Source organism: Paraburkholderia sp. BR10923, from assembly GCF_040948765.1.
Taxonomy (GTDB): domain Bacteria; phylum Pseudomonadota; class Gammaproteobacteria; order Burkholderiales; family Burkholderiaceae; genus Paraburkholderia; species Paraburkholderia youngii.
The window spans coordinates 1-457 of record NZ_JBFPKO010000165.1 but is presented as its reverse complement, the minus strand read 5'-3'; the positions used below and the strand labels follow the sequence as shown (position 1 = coordinate 457).

The following is a 457-nucleotide window of genomic DNA, read 5'->3' as shown; positions in this document are numbered from 1 at the left end:
CAATCACCAGACGGCTCTTCAGGTCTTTGTTCTCTGTCATCAGTGTCAGTGTGCAGGTGTCCACGTGGACACCTAGCTTCTGACCTTCTGCCCCTCGATGGAAGGGCGTCTTTTATTGACCGCTTACAGTTCTTCGATCTGCACGCCAATCACAGCAGTCAGATCGCCGCGCAGGCGCTGCCGTTCTTCGCTGCGCTTTATGACATCGAGCGCGACGCTGCAATGCTGCAAGCCGACGAACGCCAAAAGCTCCGACAGAGTCGGGCCAAACCGGTCTGCGGCGCACTACACGAATGGATGAAGGCGCAGCGCAAGCTGGTGTCGGAAGGTTCGGCGATTGCCAAAGCGCTGGATTACAGTCTTAAACGATGGGAAGCGCTGACCCGCTATCTCGATGACGGTCACGTGCCTATACACAACAACTGGGTCGAAAACCAGATACGACCTTGGGCCATCG

At 56.5% G+C, this 457-nt stretch carries 1 protein-coding gene; it reads left to right on the top strand.

The genetic code is table 11. The annotated features are described in order from the left end of the window. Positions 1-457: transposase (locus AB3X94_RS41930; protein WP_368614481.1), on the top strand; the 457-nt coding region annotated here is incomplete at both ends.